This is a genomic window from Salininema proteolyticum (assembly GCF_042685645.1).
Lineage (GTDB): Bacteria > Actinomycetota > Actinomycetes > Mycobacteriales > Micromonosporaceae > Salininema > Salininema proteolyticum.
In genome coordinates this window covers 3,372,381-3,388,594 of sequence record NZ_JBHUNX010000001.1, presented here as the reverse complement: position 1 = coordinate 3,388,594, position 16,214 = coordinate 3,372,381, and the positions used below count along the sequence as shown (strand labels likewise).

Sequence of the window (16,214 nt, the reverse complement as noted above, 5' to 3'; positions counted from 1 at the left end):
GGGAAAACGCGATAGCCGCCGGGGGCTCGTACAACGGAACCGCCGACGTCCGGAAGGTCACGACTCCACCGATCGCCCCGTATAGCGGAACCGCCGACGCGCTCGCGTCGGCGGTTCCACGGGTGTCGGTACGGCGGAGGCTCAGGCCCAGACCTGGCCGTCCAGGTGGGCGGCGGCCTCGTCGACGGGCTCGGAGTAGGCCCCGGTCGAGAGGTACTTCCATCCGCCGTCGGCGACCAGCACCGCGATGTCGGCCTCGCGGCCGGCCTCGACGGCCTTGCGGCCCAGCTGGTGCGCCGCGTGCAGGACCGCGCCGGTCGAGAGGCCGACGAACAGCCCCTCCTCGGCGAGGACCTCGCGGGTCCACCTGAGGGCGTCGTCGGTGCCGACCGACAGGCGCCGCGAGAGCACCTCGGCGTCGTACAGCTCCGGGACGAAACCCTCGTCGAGGTTCCGCAGTCCGTAGACCAGCTCGCCGTAGCGCGGCTCGGCGGCCACGACCTCCACGCCCGGCTTGTGCTCGCGCAGGTAGCGGCCGACGCCCATGAGCGTGGCCGTGGTGCCGAGCCCGGCGACGAAGTGGGTGACCTCGGGGAGGTCGTCCAGGATCTCCGGTCCGGTCGTCTTGTAGTGCGCCGCGGCGTTGGCCGGGTTGGCGTACTGGTTGAGCATCACCCATTCGGGGTGCTCCTTGGCCATCTCGCGGGCCTTCGCCACCGCGGCGTTCGAGCCGCCCGCGGCGGGGGAGAACACGATCTCCGCGCCGTAGGCGCGCAGCAGCTGCGCGCGCTCGACCGAGGTGTTCTCCGGCATGACCGCGATCAGCCGGTAGCCCTTGCGGCGCGCCAGCATCGCCACGGCGATGCCGGTGTTGCCGCTGGTGGGCTCCAGGATGGTGGAGCCCGGGCGGAGCCTCTCGTCGGCCTCGGCCTGGGCGATCATCTCCGCGGCGACCCGGTCCTTGACCGAGCCGGTCGGGTTGAGGCCCTCCAGTTTGGCCCACAGGCGGACCCCGGGTCCCGGGGACAGCCTCGGCAGACCCACCAAGGGAGTCCGGCCTGTGGTGGCGGCCAGATCTTCGTAACGGGCCATGGGAGCGCCTCCCTACATGCCCCCGGCGACGGCCGGGAGGATGGTGACGGAGTCGCCGTCCTTCAGCTCGGCCTCCAGGCCGCCGATGAAGCGGACGTCCTCGTCGTTGACGTAGACGTTGACGAAGCGGTGCAGGGCGCCCTCGTCGGTGATGATGCGGCCCTTGACGCCCGAGTGGCGCGACTCGATGTCGTCGAACAGCGCGGCCAGGTTGTCGCCCTTGCCCTCGACGAGCTTCTCTCCGCCGGTGTAGCTCCGGAGGATGGTGGGGACGCGAACTTCGATGGCCATTGGTCTTCTCCTACTGGTATTTCTCTGTTGGGACGGGTGGAGCGGCCGCGCCGGGGCGCGGCGGCGGCCGGGTACGGGCCCATGACCCCTCAACGGGGGAGAACGGGAAAAAATTTCGAGGACCGACCCGGCCGGAGCGGGTCAGCGACAGTCGTAGACGGTCTGCTCGGGAGTGTGGGCGAAGCGGTAGGTCTGGACCGCGTCAGGGGCCCCCAGGACTTCGATCGGCTCCTCGGTGATCTCGGCGTCGGCCGCGTCTCCGGCGATGGTGAACGAGCGGACCTCGGCCTGCTCGCTCTCCCGGGTGGACACCAGCACGTAGTGCGCGCCCGGAAGGCCCAGCGAGGCGGCGATGCCGGCGTCGGAGCGCGACGGGTACGCCTCGGTGGCCGTGTGCGAATGGTAGGCCACCACGACCTCTTCGTCATTCGCCCACATCTCGTCGTAGACCTGCTTCCACTCCTCCGAGTCGAACTCGTAGAAGGTGGTCGACCGTGCCGCGTTCGTCATGGGGACATGGCGCAGCGCCTCACCCGAACCCTCGGGTCCCACGAGCAGGCCACAGGCCTCCTCGGGGTGGTCGGCCCGGGCATGGGCGACCATCGCTTCCACCAATTCATGCGCTACTCGCAACACACGCCCAGACTACACGGTGTCCCGCTCGGCGCCCTCGTCCTGCTCACGTTGTGAGACGGCGTCGCCGGCGGCCGCTCCGAAGGGCTCGGGAAGCGGGACGACCAGGGACGCGACGAGGACCACCAGCGGCAGGGCCGCCGAGATCCACAGCACTTCGGTGAAGCTCCCGGTCCAGTCGTGGAACACGGAGTACAGCAGCGGCGCCACCGAAGTGCCCGCGATCATGACCGCCGACATGACGCCGCGGATGGCGCCGATGTTCGCGGTGCCGAAGTAGCGGGGCGTCATGCCCGCCTCGATGGCCTTGGCGGTGTTCGCCCCGGCGCCGAAGACCAGGCCGAAGGCGATGGCGTTCCAACCCGGCGCGGCCGCCGTCGCCATGGCCAGGCCCGCCGCGAGGAGGAACATCGACACCGCCAGCAGGACGCGCGGCCCCATGCGGTCGACCAGGTAGCCCGTCAGCAGCGTGGCGGCCGTGCCCGCGATGGTCTGGGGCAGGAAGTTCGCCGCCGCCTCCGTCGTGGACAGCCCGTGCTCGCCCAGCAGGGCGATCTGGTGGAAGCCGATCGAGGTGCCGAAGAACCCGGCCATGCCGACCGCGCCCACCAGCACCCAGTAGAACGGCGTGCGGACAGCCTGGCGGCGCGTCGCCCCGGACTCCGCCTTGGACTCGTGCGCCAGCGCCGGGTCGCCGTCCACGTACTGGCCGACGTCGGCCGGCCGGTTGCGGATCCACAACAGCGCCATGGGCACGGCGACGAGGGCCACCACCGCGGCCTCCACCGCCATGGCCGCCCGCCAGTCGCCGAAGTGCTCGATCAGCCGCTCCAGCCCGATGGGGGACAGGGATATCAGCCCCGCTCCCAGGGCCGCCTGGATGCCGAGCATGAAGCCGCGCTTCTTGTCGTACCAGCGCGACAGCAGCGCCGAGGCCGCCAGCACCATCGCACCCTGGCCCATGGCCCGGATTCCGATGAAGCCGGCCGTCAGCCCGAAGACCTCGACGGCCATGGACAGCCCGCCCAGCGCCAGCGCGAGCGCCGCGCCGATCCACGCCGTCGACACCCGCACGCCGAAGCGGTCGACCAGCTTCCCGATGGTGGGCAGCGCGATGGCGCCGGCCAGAGTGCCCACGAGGTAGGCCGTGGAGATCACCGTCCGGCTCACGCCCAGGTCGGCGATCATCGGGTCGAGGAACACGGAGATCGTCGCCGTCTGACCGGGTGCGGACAGCCCGTACATGAGCGTGGCCATGACCACCATGCGCGGGCCGGAGAACGGGGGCCCGCCGGCGGCGGAGTCGACGCGGCTCGGCGTGGAAGCGGTGTCAGTCAAGGCGGTACCTGGGGAGACTCGAAGCGGGCTCGGACCGGTCCACACTACGCTCGCGCCCGCTCGGCCGTCACCCGGCGGGGTGCCGCCGGTCACCGATGGTGCCGCATTTCACGTGCTTCCTGCAGTCCGGTATTCCCGAACCGGCGGCCGAAACCAGGCGTTAATCTCTATGTCATGCCTTATCTCGACGAAACCGTCGCGCCGGTGCCGACCCGCACCGACCACTACGAGTTCACGATGGTCGACGCCGCGCTGGCCGACGGCACGGCGGACCGCCAGTGCGTCTTCGAGGTCTTCGCCCGCCGCCTTCCCACCGGCCGCCGCTACGGGGTCGTCAGCGGCATCGGCCGCTTCGCCGAGGGCGTCGCCCGGTTCCACTTCGACGACGACACCATCGCCGGACTCCTCGAGAGGGAGGTCATCGGCACCCAAGCCGCCGACTGGCTGGCCGACTACTCCTTCGGCGGGGACATTGACGTCTACCCCGAGGGCGAGCTCTACTTCCCCAACAGCCCCATCGTCACCGTCTCCGGAACCTTCGCCGAGTGCGTCGTCCTGGAGACCCTCGCCCTGTCGATCCTCAACCACGACAGCGCCGTCGCCTCTGCCGCGGCCCGCATGGTCACCGCCGCCCGCGGACGCCCGATCCTGGAGATGGGCACGCGCCGCACCCACGAGGAGGCCGCCGTCGCCTCCGCCCGCTCCGCCTACATCGCCGGCTTCGGCGCCACCTCCAACCTCGAGGCCGGACGCCGCTGGGGCGTGCCCACGGCCGGCACCGCCGCCCACGCCTTCACCCTCCTCCACGACACCGAGCTGGAGGCCTTCAAGGCCCAGGTCGACCGCTACGGCACCGACACCACCCTCCTGGTCGACACCTACGACATCACCCAGGGCATCGAGAACGCCATCGAGGCCGCCGGGACCCGGCTGCGCGCCATCCGCATCGACTCCGGCGACCTGGACGTCATGGCCCAGTCCGCGCGCGAGCAGCTCGACTCCCTGGGCGCCACCGAGACCCGCATCGTCGTCTCGGGGGACCTCGACGAGTACGCCATCGCCGCGCTCGCGGCCGCCCCGGTGGACATGTACGGCGCGGGGACCTCCGTCGTCGTCGGTTCCGGGCACCCCACCGCGCAGCTGGTCTACAAGCTCGTCGAGGTGGAGGGCCGGCCGGTGGCCAAGCGCTCCGAGCACAAGGGGACCGTCGGCGGGAAGAAGACGGCCGTGCGCCGGCACAAGCCGACCGGGACGGCCACCGAGGAGGTCATCGTCTCCCAGGGCGAGCCCGAAGAGCGGCCCGGCGACCTGAAACTGCAGGTTCCGCTGTACCGCGACGGGGAGTTGGTCCATGTCACGAGCCTGGACGCCGCGCGCGAGCGCGTGCGCAAGCGCCTCATCTCCATTCCGTGGGAGGGGCTGAAGCTCTCGCCCGGGGACCCGGCCGTCCCCGTCGTCGCCGAGTGACGGCCCTGGCGTAGCGGGGCGGCCGCTCCGCTACGCCCGTAAGCGCTGTGGCTGTCCTTGCGGTCGTTAGGCCATTTTGGACAACGTTTCGATACGCCCGGAGGCGCTGTGCGGCTCGGGGCCGGTCGCGGCCCCGGCGATGGCAGGCCGTCCGGCGGGCTCCGCTCCCCGGCAATGGGATTGCCAGGGTGGTCGCGCTCACCGACAATGGGGCGCATGGACATCGTACGCATCGGGAGGGACGACCCCGAAGCCTTCGACTCCTTCATGGACCTCGTCGGCGCCGTCCGCCTCCACGACCACCCCGAGAACCGTCCCCCGGTCCGGCGCCTCCTCCAGGTGATGGCGACCGTCCCGAGCCCCCGCTTCCGCCACGAGGTCGACGTGGCGTTCGTCGACGGCCGCGCCGTGGCCGCCGCGAAGCTCATGGTCAATCTCGGCTCCAACGCCCATGTCGCGTCGGCCGAGCTGATCGTCCACCCGGACCACCGCCGCCGGGGCATCGGTTCGGAGCTGTACGGGCGGCTGGCCGCCCGCGCCGTGGAGCAGGGCTGCACGATTCTGAAGGCCACCACGCACGAACAGGTCCCCGACGGTCCGCGCCGGGGTACCGCCGGACGGGACTTCCTCGTGGGGCGCGGCTTCTCCCGGACGCTCTCGATCGTGCAGCGGAGGGCGCCCGTCCCAGAGGAGCCGGGGAGCCCGGACACGCCTCCCGCCTACGACCTGCGGTCGTGGACCGGGGCGATCCCCGAGGAGATGCTGGAGCCCATCGCACTGCTGGACGGCATGATCAACACCGAGATGCCGACCGGCCGGGTCAAGCGGGAGGCGGAGACGTACGACGTGGAAGCGATACGGCGCCAAGAGGACTGGCGGGCTCTAACGGGGTCCGACATCGTCCAGACCGTGGCCGTCCACCGCGCCACCGAGGATGTCGTCGCCAATACCGTCGTCTTCGTGCCGCGGGAGGATCCCGCCCATGTCAACCAGGCCATCACCATCGTCCGCCCCGACCACCGGGGCCGCCGTCTCGGAACGGCGGTCAAACGCAAGAACCTGCGCGCGCTCAAAGAGGCGCACCCGCGAGCGCGGTGGATCTGGACGGGCAACGCCGACGTCAACGTGCACATGAACGCCGTCAACGCCGAGTTCGGCTTCGAACCGGTCGACCTGAGGGTGGAGTACGCCCGCGACCTGTGACGTCCCGTTACCGGGAGCGCCGGTCCTCCTCGACGACCGTCGCGATGACCCGCCGATGCGCGTCCACGTCGCCCGTGTTGTCGTCGATCCCGCTCAGGCAGATCAGGGCCTTCCACAGAGCCCAGCCGCGCGCTCGCCGCCAGGCCCCTTCGTCCAGATCCACTTCCCTGCGAAATGCTTCGCGGCTCTCGCCGGTGAAGAAGGTCCAGGCGATGACCAGGTCGCAGGCGGGGTCTCCGACGCCGCAGGTCCCGAAGTCGATGACGGCGGACAGGCGGCCGTCTCGCACGAGCAGGTTGCCCGGCGCGATGTCGCCGTGGAACCAGGCCGGCGCGGCGTCCGACTCCGCTTCGAGGGCGGCCTGCCAGGTGGTGGCGGCGCCTTCCGTGTCGATGTCGTCTCCCAGGATGTCCAGCGCCTCGACCGTCTGGTCGTGGTAGCGGGCGGGCGGTGCTCCCCGGTGGAAGCTGTGCGCCCCGGCCGCCGGGCCGCCGTCGGCCGGGACGGACCGCAGCGCTTTTAGGAACCGGGCCAGGTCGACCGCGAACCGCGTCATGTCGTTGACGCGCTCGGCCGTGGCGGTCTCCCCATCGAGCCACCGCCGCACCGACCACGGATGCGGGAACTCCTCGTCGGGGGCGCCGAGGCCCAGCGGGACGGGGATCGGCAGAGGCAGCCCTGGCGCCAGTACCGGGAGCCACTCGTTCTCCTTGACCACGGCCGGCGCGTAGCCGGCGGCAGTGGGGAGCCGGACGCTCATGTCGTCCCCGAGCCGGTAGGTCCGGTTGTCCCAGCCGTCCCACTCCACGGGGGTGACCGGCAGGCCGCTCCAACGGGGGAAGCGGCGATCGATCAGTCGCCGGACTAGAGACGCGTCGATCCCGGCGCGACCGTCGGCGAAAGCGTTGCTGGACATGGCGATGAGCCTAATCGCCTCCGAGGAGGGCCGCAACGGGGTTTTCCGCGCCGGTGGTCTACTGGGCGGACCGACCAATGCGAGGAGCAGGACCATGGACCGAGGACTCGATCTGAAGGGCGTCGACCTGGAGGCGCTGGGAAAACTGTCCGACGAGTACCACGATCGCGAGGTGAGGCCCGTGGGAACGCGTTCCCTGGCCGGACACGTCGCGAAGCTCTACGGGATCGAGGCGCCTGGACGAACCGTCACACCCGAACTGATCGACCTGACCGCGTCCATCGCCGAGGACTGGCTCCGGCTGGGCCGCACGCGCTCCTCGACCGGGCTGGCCACCGTCATCACCCACCTCGGCGGCGACGGCGACTACCTGGTCGTCCACTCGTGGATCGGCGGGTTCATGTCCGACATGGCGGTGTTCCACCGGACCGGAGGCGGGGAGTTCCGACCCGGCTGGACCGGGCTGGCCCCCTGCGTCTGGGAGGCCGCCGTCCTCGACCACGAACGCGGGGCCTACTCCCGGCTGCTCGACGGCGACGGCGACCTGCCCCGCCGCATAGAGGCATGGTCGGCCGACGTCCTGTCGGGACCGGTGCGCTGAGGATCCGGGTGCCGATCTTCTGACACTCCAGGGCCGCGGGAGGATCGGAACGCCTGCGAACCCGCGATACCGGGGAGCGCCGTCCCCTACCTCGGGGCTCAGCCTTACGTCGGCCGCGACGAACGCCCCTGTCGCGCCCTATCTCCTTGAAGACGGCGTCCTCGGGACGCGGCGCCGGTCCACCGTCCCACCTCGCCCTCCGCTCGCACCCTCCCCCACAGGGGTTGACAGTTCGCTACACAGCGTTGACACTACGAGTCGTGAAGGGCGACAACCACAAAGACCGCGCACCGGCATGCCCTGCGGGCGGTGCCGGCCATGCCGCCTGCCCTGGCGGCACCAGTACGCCGCGCCGGTCGGAGAGCGGCTCATCGTGGTAGTCGACCGATTCCCCCGGGCGGTTCGCGACCCCTTCGCGAACCCGCACCGACCCGCGGCCGCCAGAAGCCGTGGGAGCCTTCCCCACCCACCAGCGGCCGCCTCCCGTGCCCGTGCGGTCGCGCGACACCCGGAGCGAGGTATCCTCCTTGAGCACCAGCGAGAACCAGACCGCGAACAACCGGCCGATGTACTTCCGCGGAGAGTCGGTCGTCGGGGTCTTCACCGCCGAAGACGGACGCGACTACACCATCACCCTCCCCGACATGGAGGGGCGCAACGCCAACGTCTGGCGGACGGACAGCGCCTACCGCGACAGCGCCAAGGCGCTCGCGATGATGCTGCGGCACCTCCGCGTCGGAGAGGACGGCCGAGTCCAGGCCGACACCCACTTCAACCGGCGCTACTACTCCGACCCGGAGGGCAGGGCCCTGGGCGAGCGGATCGCGCACGACGCGTTGGCGTGCGTGGACGAGCAGAACTCCGCACGGGGATGACCCTCTGATCCGTCCGAGCCGGCGGATCCCCCTCCGCTTCGCATCTTTCCGTCCTTTCACCCGGGGCGGAGGGACTTCTCCTCGGCCGCCGGCCCGGCGCTCTCGGCCCCCGCGTGAGGAGGTGGGGGACCCCGATCCCGCCAAGGGCATGCCGTCCACATCTCCGCCCCCACGTGAAGGGGTGGAGGTATTACCCGTCAGTAGATAGACTCAAGTCTATGACTGGCAGCACCTCGCCCCGCCCGTCGCGTGCGCGGCACCGACACTGGGTCGCGGCCGCGCTCTGCGGGGCCGCGACCTTCGCCGTCCCCGCCGCACTCAGCGCGGCGACCTTCCTAATCGTCCACACCGTCTACCATCCGACGTGCGACCCGATGGAGAACCGCCTCTGTAGCCCCGACGGCAGCGACACGTTCGCGCTCATGGGGGTCGCCGTCGCCGTCATCGGTGTCGTCTGGCTCGTGGCAGCGCCGTTGACCGCCTGGGCCCTGCGATTGCGATGGCCTCCGCTGTTCCTGGTTCCCTTGGTCGTCGGCTGCGCGATCCGGCTGGACTTCCTCTACGGCCGATCCGTCATCGAGACGGCCGTCCTGGGCCTGGCCGTCACCTTCGTGCTCACCGTAGCTCTGGCAGTGGCACTCAATCATTCGCTCCGGCCCACGGCGGACGGTGACCCCGGATCGCCCGCCTGACCGCCGGCGTCGGTCGTGCTCGGTCCATTCCGGCCCGGCCCTGGACGCCCGCCCTCTCCGGGGCTTGACGAACCACAGCGGACTACTTACGGTGATCGAGCAAGTTCCCAAGTCTCCCAATGGATTCGGGAACATCAGAAGCCTCAAGGGGCTTGCGCGGCCCCACGACCCCGATCTCAGGAGTTCCACGATGAAGAAATTCCGAAGCCTCGCCATCGCCGCCGCGGCCGCTCTCGGCGTCGCCCTCACCGCCTCGCCCTCACTCGCCGGACCGGCCGCCGCCGCCAACGTCTGCGGTTCGTCCTTCGCGCAGATCGGCTCCTACAACGGGTCCGGCAACGGCCACTCGGCCCGCCTGGAGGTGTACTACTCCAGCGCCTACAAGCAGAACTGCGCCGTCCTGGTCAACACCAGCAGCGACACCGGCTCCCACCACGGCCTGGCCGTGGAGATCCGGCCCACCGGCGGCTCCGTCGCCCAACCCGGCGGATCCGACGTCGGCCGCTACACCTCTTACGCGGGACCGGTCTACACCGACAAGAACGTGAACATGTCCGGCAAATGCGTCGACGTCGTCGGCCAGGTCTTCGACGAACTGTTCAACTCGAAGTTCGTCGAGATCAAGAAGAACCGCGTCCACTGCGGATGAGGAAGGAGCCCGTCATGAAGAACATCCTGCGCAAGACCGGCCTCGTCCTGGCCGTGGCGCTCGCCGCTATGACCGTGGCCGGCCCGGGCACGGCCCAGGCGGCGGTGACCGGGAACTGCGGCTCCTCGTACGTCCGCGTGGGCCACTGGCCCATCGACGACTCCAAGTACGGCAGGGTCGGCTACGTCGACGTCTACTGGTCGTCCACGGCCAAGCGCAACTGCGCTGTCATGAACGCCACCGGGGCGGCCTACGACTTCGCCGCCGTCAAGTCGGTCGGCATCTGGCCGAGCTCCGACTCGTCCAAGAACGACAACGACTACGGCAACTACCGCTACTACGCCGGGCCGGTCTACACGCCGAAAGGCTATGACATGACCGGCAAGTGCGTCGACATCGGCGGACAGACACAGGTCCCCGACGGGTCCATGGCCTTCGAGGACTTCGCGAACAAGCACTGCGGCTGAGGCCCCTCGGGGCCCCTGGCCACGCACGCTTCCTTCCTGGGGCAGTTTCATAGGAGATGTTCCCCGAGTAGGGATTCTCCGCCCGCTCCGGCGGGCGCACGGACTATTGACGAGTACCGGGGGCGGCCGTTTCGAACGGCCGCCCCGATCTGTGTGCCCCGGTGTAGGGAAATCCCTTGAGTCCGTAGTCCAGGGGTCGACCGATGGTGGCCGTCCGCTGATTCCCCGTGGTCGCCCTGGGCTCGAGGCGGGAGAATCTCCTGCTCAATGGTGGGATTCCAGATGTTCATGAAGGAATCTTGTCAATCAATCATTGAAATCTGCGTATCTATAATCGGTGGCTGAACGACCCCTGCAGCACACTCCCTCTGTACCACAAGGAAAGAGGTACCGATGCGCCCGAGAAAGACAGCCATGGTGCTGGCAGGCGCCGCCGTCCTGGCCGCGTCCGGCCTGGTCGCGGCGAACTCCACGGCCGAACCGCTGGCCGGCGATCCGCCCGACGGCGGACCCGCCATCTGGGAGGTCTCCGACCTCAGCCCCGACGAGGTGCGCGATCTAGAGGAGACCGGTTTCGACGTGGCCGAGTACCACGACGGCACAGCCGACGTGATCGGCGGCGAGGCCGTCGCCGACTCCCTGCGCGAGCGCGGACTGGATCCGCACTTCGAGGACTCCCTTTACAAGTCCGTCGCCGACACCGGCGTCGCTGCCGAAGGCTCCTACTACGGCGGATACAAGACGCCGGACCTCCACATCGACCATCTCGACGAGGTGGCAGCGGACAACCCGGAGCTGGCCACCGCCTACGACGTCGGCGACTCCTGGCTCAAGACCCAGGGCGAGGGCGGGTACGACATCAAGGCCATCTGCCTGACCGACAAGCAAGAGGGGGACTGCGAGCTGTCGCCGGACTCTGCCAAGCCGCGGATCTCCATCGTCGCCCAGATCCACGCCCGCGAGATCGCCACGGGCGAGATCGCCTGGCGGTACATGGACTACCTGGTCGAGGGCTACGGCTCCGACGACCGGGTGACCGAACTACTCGACACCACCGAGGTGTGGATCGTGCCCATCGCCAACCCCGATGGCGTGGACATCGTCGCCTCCGGCGGGGACAGGCCCGTCCTGCAGCGCAAGAACGCCAACGACTCCGGCGGCGAGTGCGGTGGACGGTTCGGCATCGACCTGAACCGCAACCACTCCTACCAGTGGGGCGACGAGACGACCGATCCCTGCGCCGAGACGTATCAGGGCGAGGGCGCCGCGTCCGAGCCCGAGGTCCAGGCCTTGGAGGGCCTGTTCGACAAGATCCACCCCGACCAGCGCGGCGAGGGCGACGGCGAGGCGGCCCCGGCAGACACTCGGGACGTCATGATCTCTCTCCACGCCTATGGCGAGTACGTGATCGTGCCCTGGGGATACACGCCCGACACTCCGCCGAACGACGCCGAGCTGAGGGAACTGGGAGGGGCGATCGCCTCGCACAACGGCTACCGGGTCGGCAGCGGGAGCGAGACCGTCGGATACACCTCCAGCGGCACCACGGACGATTACACCTATGGCGTCATGGGGATCGCCAGCTACACCTTCGAGGTTGGCGGCCAGTCCGGCGAGTGCGGCGGCTTCTTCCCGCAGTACTCCTGCCTGGAGGGCGACCTGTGGAGCACCAACCGCGACGCGCTGACGGAGGCGGGTCTCGCCGCCGGCGCACCCTACGGCGGATAGCGATCAGACCGCCGGCGGCCCGGGGGAGCGGCATTGCCCCCGGGCCGCCGGTATGTCCGCCGTTCACGACGCGTCGACCGGCCCGGCTCTGCTCCAACGGGCGGAACGCTCTGCGGCGGTCTTTCTCGGCGTATCACAGGAGTGGAGTCATTACCCGTCATCCGGCCTGGGCTTTCGGCCGAAAACCGGCCGGCTTCGACGGAACGGCGTCATGTAGAGCCTCGGCCTATTAGGACTCATAGGTGGACATGCCGAGGGAGGGCGACCTCTCCCCGCCGAATGACGCACTCGAAGGGAACCCGATTCTATGAGTTCACGCCGCAGATTCGGCCTGAAACTGGCCACCGGTGCCGCCGCGGCGGCCCTCGGGACGGCGTTCATCGCCGGGCCCGCCGCCGCCCAGCCTTCGCCGCCCGTCGACGACCCGGTCGGCGAGGTTCCGGACCTCCAGGACCTGCTCTGCACGGTCATCTCGCTCGACGTGGTGCTGGAAGGCCTGGTGCTGACCGACGAGGCGGGCAACGAGATCCCGCTCCAGGACTTGACCGGCGCCATCAACGCCACGCCGAGCCTCGGCCAGGACCTCCCGACCGACGACCTGCCGGTCGATGTGCCGCTGGGGCACCAGGTTCCGGACCTGCCGACCGGGGAACCGGTCGATCTCGACATCGCCGATATCGTCCTCGGGTCGGACCCCTTGGCCGGCGGAGAGGCGGAGGGCGCTCCCGCCAGTGCCGTCCTGTCGCAGGTGGAGGACGCGGCCAATGGCGTCCCAGAGCAGGCCTTCCCGAGCGACGAGATCTCCGAACTGCTGTCCCTGGTGGTGAGCGTTCCCAGTGATGTTCTCGCCCAGGCGTCCGACGCCACGGACACTGGGACGTTCGAAGAGCCGACCGCCGAGCTCGTCACCGAGTTGAAGTCGACCGAACCGGTCGGTCTGGACGTCAAGGCCTTTGCCGACGCGGCCGTCGGCAGCGGTGGCGCGGGAGTGCTGGACCTGGGCAACCTGTTGGCCGGACTCGAAGGCCTCGAACTGAAGGACCAGGCGGGCACCGTCTATACGCTCACTTCCGGGGCCGCCAACGGCGGAATCGGCGACCGGCCCGAGTAGTCGATCGCGGGTCTGGTCTACTCGCCGCAATGCGGCCTGAGTCTCCAAGACAACGCGGACAGGGCCGCCGGGGCAACCACGTGCCCCGGCGGCCCTTTTCAGCCGTCCCCGTTTGAACTGACGCCCTCGATTGCAAGACCGAGGGACATCGCTGTCGGGTAGTCATGGTGCGAGCCGGTTGTAAGATCCGTGGAGAACCCGGTTCCGGAATCCCCGGGAGAGACCGGTCGTTCGGCAGGAGACGAAACGGACAGTGGACCACCGCAGAAGCATGCGCGCGAAGACGGAACTCCTGCGCGACCCCGCGAATTATAGCCGGGCCCTGGGCGCGATGCTCTGCGAGTACGACATCGAACCCCTTGTGGATAAGGGAATCGAAGAGTCGGAGATCTACGCTGAGACCGAGGAGGCCTTTCACCTCCCGCTCTTCCGCTGGGAAGGTTCGCCGGGCGCGTTCGGCGGCTCCGAGAAGGACGGCCTGTCCGCGGAGCTGTTGGAGTTCGTCGATGAGTTCGGGCCCATGGAACTGGCCGACTTCGCACTGCACGTCGAAGTGCAGCCGTGTTCCCCCGACATGGACGGATTGAATTACGGAAGGAACGGCGGCGACCTGGTCGAGATCGGGACCATCGGATCACAGGTTAGCTACGGGGACTTGGCCGTTCTGGAAGACCGTGGGGACCACAGCGTGCTCGTATACTCGCGGTTCTGGAAGCAGGAGGGGGTCTCCACGGGAGTCCTGGCCGAGTATGACGGCTTCTGCGCGTTCATGGACCGGTTCGTTCTGGGAGGCGACTACCTCAACGAGTACTCTCGCTTCCACGATTACGATGGCGGCGGCATGTGGACGGACTTCCTGGAGAAGCTCGGATTCAGGGAATGACCGCGATGGGGCACCCTCGAGCTGCGGGGTGCAGCCGGCGGCAACCGTGTTCATCAAGGACCGGTGGTCGAACGTCTCCATCAGGAAAAGGACCAACTGAGTCCGCGAATCTTGCGGGCGCCTTCACCACAGTCGGCCATAGACTGGAGCCATGGCACCGAACCAAGCACACCAGTCCGACTCCGGAGAGCCCGCCTCGACGGGCACCGACGAGTACTCCACCAAGGGAGCCTACGTCACCGGCGAGGAGTTCACGAGGGACACCAACTACATCGAGGACCGCGTCGTGGCCGACGTCGAGGCCGTCAGGGCCGCGCCGGCCGAGGAACCGTCCAAGATCGGCGATCCGAGGATCTCCGGCCTCACCGAGGGGGCGGAGGCCTGGCCGGTGGAGCCCGGCCGCTACCGGCTCGTCGCCGCGAGAGCCTGCCCGTGGGCGCACCGGTCGATCATCATCCGCCGCCTGCTGGGGCTCGAAGAGGTCATCTCACTGGCCACTCCCGGGCCGACCCACGACGTCCGTTCGTGGACCTTCGACCTCACCGAGGACGGCAGAGACCCGGTCCTCGGCACGGAGCGGCTGCAGGAGAACTACTTCAAACGCTTTCCCGACTATCCCCGGGGCATCACGGTGCCCGCGCTCGTGGACGTCCCGTCCGGCGGCGTGGTCACCAACAACTATCCTCAGTTGACCTTCGACTTCTCCACCCAGTGGGCCGCCTTCCACCGCGAGGGCGCTCCGAACCTGATTCCGGACGACCTGGCCGAGGAGATGCTTCCGGTGATCAAGCGGATCTTCACCGAGGTCAACAACGGCGTGTACCGGGCGGGGTTCGCCGGTTCCCAGAAGGCCTACGAGGACGCCTACGCGCGGCTGTTCGAGGCGCTGGACTGGCTGGAGGACAGGCTGGCCGACAGCCGGTACCTGATGGGGGACACCATCACGGAGGCGGACGTCCGGCTCTTCACCACTCTGGTGCGGTTCGACCCCGTCTACCACGGGCATTTCAAGTGCAATCGGAACAAACTGACGGAGATGCCGAACCTCTGGGGCTACGCGCGGGACCTCTTCCAGACCCCGGGATTCGGCGACACCGTCGACTTCGACCAGATCAAACGCCATTACTACGTGGTTCACGAGGACATCAACCCGACTCAGGTCGTGCCGTCCGGACCCGACCTGGAGAACTGGCTCTCCGACCACGGACGGGAGAGGCTGGGCGGGACGCCGTTCGGCGACGGTACGGCTCCCGGCCCCGTGTCCGCTGAAGAGCGGCCGCCGGGAGCCAATCCGTTGTACAGGGGCTAGAAGCGATCCCGACCGCGATCGCCGCCGGAGCGGGAGTCACGGCCCCTTCTGTCCTGGATGATTCTCGTTCCGTAGGGGCCGAGACCGGTACTCGGCCCCGGATCTCCGGCGGACGGTCGGGGCAGTGCTCTGCTGTCCAAAGTGCCTGTTGCGCGGATATTGGTATTCTCAGTATGCGTGTTACCGTAGTCAATGGTGCGTGATCCTATGTGACAAAACGACTCTCGTTCCCCCGCTGCCCCCGAATAGGCGAGAACGGCATGAGGCGGGCGATATTCGCCCAGTGCCGCTATGCAGTACCTGTGAAGAGCGAAGCAGTCCATTGCGGAGGTCAGGTCTCCAGAAGGCATGGAGGTATCGGCACGAAGCGCCTCCAGTGGGAGTGTCGAAGTCGCTGCGGCTCAGGGGAGCGCGCCTGCCTGGGCTGGTGGTTCAGGCAGTGGAGCCAGGTGGTGCGAACAATTCCGCTTGAAAGCGCACAAGGGCCTTCAAGCGAAACAGGCAGTGCGACGAGCCGAGATGGAGAATCAGATGGATGACTTGAGAACGGCGGTAGGCCGGCTTGAAAACGCGCTGTGGATCATCGGCACGACCGCGTCGAACCTCGTTATTCCGGGCATCGGCGTCATTGTCGCCATATGGCTCTCGTGCACTCTATTGCGAGAGGCGTCCAGTGCGGTTCGCACCGGGATGATCACCATTAACATCGTTTTCGCCGTCTACCCTCTCATGGTCTTCTTCTCGTTCTAGAGTTCGCAGAGCTGGAACCGGCTTCGAGTTCGGACCGCGCGTCGTCGACAACAGGCGAGCACACAAGCGATCTGAGCGAGTTCCTTTTTGGGTTCCAATGATGGTTCACCGCGCCCTTCCCTGCCGGTTCCGCTCCATCCGCTCGGAATCCCACTTCATCTGGTGCCTCGCGCGATCAAGGCCCATCATGGAATGTCCGTTATGGATCT

At 68.6% G+C, this 16,214-nt stretch carries 17 protein-coding genes; 12 read left to right on the top strand and 5 right to left on the bottom strand.

Annotation, left to right across the window (positions count from 1 at the left end; genetic code table 11):
• Positions 1-141: 141 nt before the first annotated feature.
• The 4 genes from ACFTE1_RS15675 to ACFTE1_RS15660 all read right to left on the bottom strand — a co-directional run bounded on the left by ACFTE1_RS15675 (position 142) and on the right by ACFTE1_RS15660 (position 3,354).
• Positions 142-1,092: a PLP-dependent cysteine synthase family protein gene (locus ACFTE1_RS15675; RefSeq protein ID WP_380621232.1), complete on the bottom strand. Its 951-nt coding sequence runs from the start codon at positions 1,090-1,092 to the stop codon at positions 142-144.
• 12 nt (positions 1,093-1,104) lie between these two features.
• Positions 1,105-1,383 (bottom strand): MoaD family protein, encoded by a 279-nt coding sequence (locus ACFTE1_RS15670; protein ID WP_380621230.1) that lies wholly within the window; start codon positions 1,381-1,383, stop codon positions 1,105-1,107.
• Positions 1,384-1,524: 141 nt separating this feature from the next.
• Entirely contained in the window at positions 1,525-2,019 is a 495-nt protein-coding gene (locus ACFTE1_RS15665) for a Mov34/MPN/PAD-1 family protein (protein ID WP_380621228.1), read from the bottom strand.
• A gap of 9 nt (positions 2,020-2,028) precedes the next feature.
• A complete protein-coding gene (locus ACFTE1_RS15660) occupies positions 2,029-3,354 on the bottom strand; it encodes an MFS transporter (RefSeq protein WP_380621226.1) in 1,326 nt (441 codons plus the stop codon).
• 174 nt (positions 3,355-3,528) lie between these two features.
• On the opposite strand from ACFTE1_RS15660, the gene ACFTE1_RS15655 reads away from it, so the two are divergent.
• Together ACFTE1_RS15655 and ACFTE1_RS15650 are read left to right on the top strand one after the other, a co-directional pair.
• Complete coding sequence (locus tag ACFTE1_RS15655) at positions 3,529-4,821, top strand: nicotinate phosphoribosyltransferase (RefSeq protein ID WP_380621224.1); 1,293 nt, start codon at positions 3,529-3,531, stop codon at positions 4,819-4,821.
• Positions 4,822-5,037: 216 nt separating this feature from the next.
• Positions 5,038-6,024, top strand: a complete 987-nt coding sequence (locus tag ACFTE1_RS15650) for a GNAT family N-acetyltransferase (protein WP_380621222.1) — start codon at positions 5,038-5,040, stop codon at positions 6,022-6,024.
• A gap of 7 nt (positions 6,025-6,031) precedes the next feature.
• Here the strand turns inward: ACFTE1_RS15650 and ACFTE1_RS15645 are convergent, their stop codons facing one another.
• Entirely contained in the window at positions 6,032-6,940 is a 909-nt protein-coding gene (locus ACFTE1_RS15645) for an aminoglycoside phosphotransferase family protein (protein WP_380621220.1), read from the bottom strand.
• 94 nt (positions 6,941-7,034) lie between these two features.
• On the opposite strand from ACFTE1_RS15645, the gene ACFTE1_RS15640 reads away from it, so the two are divergent.
• From ACFTE1_RS15640 to ACFTE1_RS15595, 10 genes are all read left to right on the top strand, one after another.
• Positions 7,035-7,541 carry a hypothetical protein gene (locus ACFTE1_RS15640; protein ID WP_380621218.1) on the top strand — a complete coding sequence of 169 codons (507 nt, stop codon included), beginning with the start codon at positions 7,035-7,037 and terminating at the stop codon, positions 7,539-7,541.
• Positions 7,542-8,068: 527 nt separating this feature from the next.
• On the top strand, positions 8,069-8,416 hold the full coding sequence (locus ACFTE1_RS15635) for a hypothetical protein (RefSeq protein ID WP_380621216.1): 348 nt from the start codon (positions 8,069-8,071) through the stop codon (positions 8,414-8,416).
• Positions 8,417-8,634: 218 nt separating this feature from the next.
• Positions 8,635-9,108 carry a hypothetical protein gene (locus tag ACFTE1_RS15630; RefSeq protein WP_380621214.1) on the top strand — a complete coding sequence of 158 codons (474 nt, stop codon included), beginning with the start codon at positions 8,635-8,637 and terminating at the stop codon, positions 9,106-9,108.
• A gap of 190 nt (positions 9,109-9,298) precedes the next feature.
• Positions 9,299-9,757: a hypothetical protein gene (locus ACFTE1_RS15625; protein ID WP_380621212.1), complete on the top strand. Its 459-nt coding sequence runs from the start codon at positions 9,299-9,301 to the stop codon at positions 9,755-9,757.
• Positions 9,758-9,771: 14 nt separating this feature from the next.
• Positions 9,772-10,224, top strand: a complete 453-nt coding sequence (locus ACFTE1_RS15620; protein ID WP_380621210.1) for a hypothetical protein — start codon at positions 9,772-9,774, stop codon at positions 10,222-10,224.
• Between the two features lie 393 nt (positions 10,225-10,617).
• Entirely contained in the window at positions 10,618-11,952 is a 1,335-nt protein-coding gene (locus ACFTE1_RS15615) for a M14 family zinc carboxypeptidase (protein WP_380621208.1), read from the top strand.
• A 307-nt stretch (positions 11,953-12,259) separates the two neighbouring features.
• Positions 12,260-13,063, top strand: a complete 804-nt coding sequence (locus ACFTE1_RS15610; RefSeq protein WP_380621206.1) for a hypothetical protein — start codon at positions 12,260-12,262, stop codon at positions 13,061-13,063.
• A 271-nt stretch (positions 13,064-13,334) separates the two neighbouring features.
• Positions 13,335-13,946, top strand: a complete 612-nt coding sequence (locus tag ACFTE1_RS15605; RefSeq protein ID WP_380621204.1) for a hypothetical protein — start codon at positions 13,335-13,337, stop codon at positions 13,944-13,946.
• Between the two features lie 151 nt (positions 13,947-14,097).
• Entirely contained in the window at positions 14,098-15,255 is a 1,158-nt protein-coding gene (locus tag ACFTE1_RS15600) for a glutathione S-transferase family protein (protein WP_380621202.1), read from the top strand.
• A 531-nt stretch (positions 15,256-15,786) separates the two neighbouring features.
• The gene (locus ACFTE1_RS15595; protein ID WP_380621200.1) at positions 15,787-16,005 is read left to right on the top strand and encodes a hypothetical protein; all 219 of its coding nucleotides are present in this window, start codon (positions 15,787-15,789) and stop codon (positions 16,003-16,005) included.
• Positions 16,006-16,214 lie beyond the last annotated feature (209 nt).

What these genes read in the sequence shown, in the direction of transcription:
- ACFTE1_RS15630 (WP_380621214.1), top strand. Translation starts at nt 8,635, where the DNA reads ATGACTGGCAGCACCTCGCCCCGCCCGTCGCGTGCGCGGCACCGACAC.
- ACFTE1_RS15655 (WP_380621224.1), top strand. Translation starts at nt 3,529, where the DNA reads ATGCCTTATCTCGACGAAACCGTCGCGCCGGTGCCGACCCGCACCGAC.
- ACFTE1_RS15610 (WP_380621206.1), top strand. Translation starts at nt 12,260, where the DNA reads ATGAGTTCACGCCGCAGATTCGGCCTGAAACTGGCCACCGGTGCCGCC.
- ACFTE1_RS15620 (WP_380621210.1), top strand. Translation starts at nt 9,772, where the DNA reads ATGAAGAACATCCTGCGCAAGACCGGCCTCGTCCTGGCCGTGGCGCTC.
- ACFTE1_RS15595 (WP_380621200.1), top strand. Translation starts at nt 15,787, where the DNA reads ATGGATGACTTGAGAACGGCGGTAGGCCGGCTTGAAAACGCGCTGTGG.
- ACFTE1_RS15615 (WP_380621208.1), top strand. Translation starts at nt 10,618, where the DNA reads ATGCGCCCGAGAAAGACAGCCATGGTGCTGGCAGGCGCCGCCGTCCTG.
- ACFTE1_RS15645 (WP_380621220.1), bottom strand. Translation starts at nt 6,940, where the DNA reads ATGTCCAGCAACGCTTTCGCCGACGGTCGCGCCGGGATCGACGCGTCT.
- ACFTE1_RS15675 (WP_380621232.1), bottom strand. Translation starts at nt 1,092, where the DNA reads ATGGCCCGTTACGAAGATCTGGCCGCCACCACAGGCCGGACTCCCTTG.
- ACFTE1_RS15640 (WP_380621218.1), top strand. Translation starts at nt 7,035, where the DNA reads ATGGACCGAGGACTCGATCTGAAGGGCGTCGACCTGGAGGCGCTGGGA.
- ACFTE1_RS15670 (WP_380621230.1), bottom strand. Translation starts at nt 1,383, where the DNA reads ATGGCCATCGAAGTTCGCGTCCCCACCATCCTCCGGAGCTACACCGGC.
- ACFTE1_RS15650 (WP_380621222.1), top strand. Translation starts at nt 5,038, where the DNA reads ATGGACATCGTACGCATCGGGAGGGACGACCCCGAAGCCTTCGACTCC.
- ACFTE1_RS15605 (WP_380621204.1), top strand. Translation starts at nt 13,335, where the DNA reads ATGCGCGCGAAGACGGAACTCCTGCGCGACCCCGCGAATTATAGCCGG.
- ACFTE1_RS15625 (WP_380621212.1), top strand. Translation starts at nt 9,299, where the DNA reads ATGAAGAAATTCCGAAGCCTCGCCATCGCCGCCGCGGCCGCTCTCGGC.
- ACFTE1_RS15600 (WP_380621202.1), top strand. Translation starts at nt 14,098, where the DNA reads ATGGCACCGAACCAAGCACACCAGTCCGACTCCGGAGAGCCCGCCTCG.